Origin of the sequence: Psychrobacter sp. TB20-MNA-CIBAN-0197, assembly GCF_040309765.1 — a bacterium.
Classification (GTDB): domain Bacteria; phylum Pseudomonadota; class Gammaproteobacteria; order Pseudomonadales; family Moraxellaceae; genus Psychrobacter; species Psychrobacter submarinus.
This window is the reverse complement of sequence record NZ_JBEOPC010001464.1, coordinates 1-232: the sequence shown is the minus strand read 5'-3', so window position 1 is coordinate 232 and position 232 is coordinate 1. Positions and strand designations below refer to the sequence as shown.

General features: G+C 44.8%; 1 protein-coding gene. It reads left to right on the top strand.

What is annotated here, in order from left to right; genetic code table 11:
* On the top strand, nucleotides 1-232 hold a 232-nt coding region (locus AAEY83_RS18825; RefSeq protein ID WP_351061756.1), incomplete at both ends, for a hypothetical protein.

The window sequence follows — 232 nt, the reverse complement described above, 5'->3', positions numbered from 1 at the left end:
AGTATGGGCAGAACAGAATTTGATTTAGAGCACTTCCCGGGTAAACGTCGCAGTGTAACTGCCCCCGATAATGCCAATATTGTGTATGGTGGAACGCAAACAAGCCCAGTGATACCAAAACTCAATGGCCGACCGCTCCCAGGCAACGAGTTTGTAAAATTTAGCTTGCCTGTAACTTACATGCAAAAAGCCAAAGGCCCTTATAAAGTTATCGACAATCATGAAGTCACCA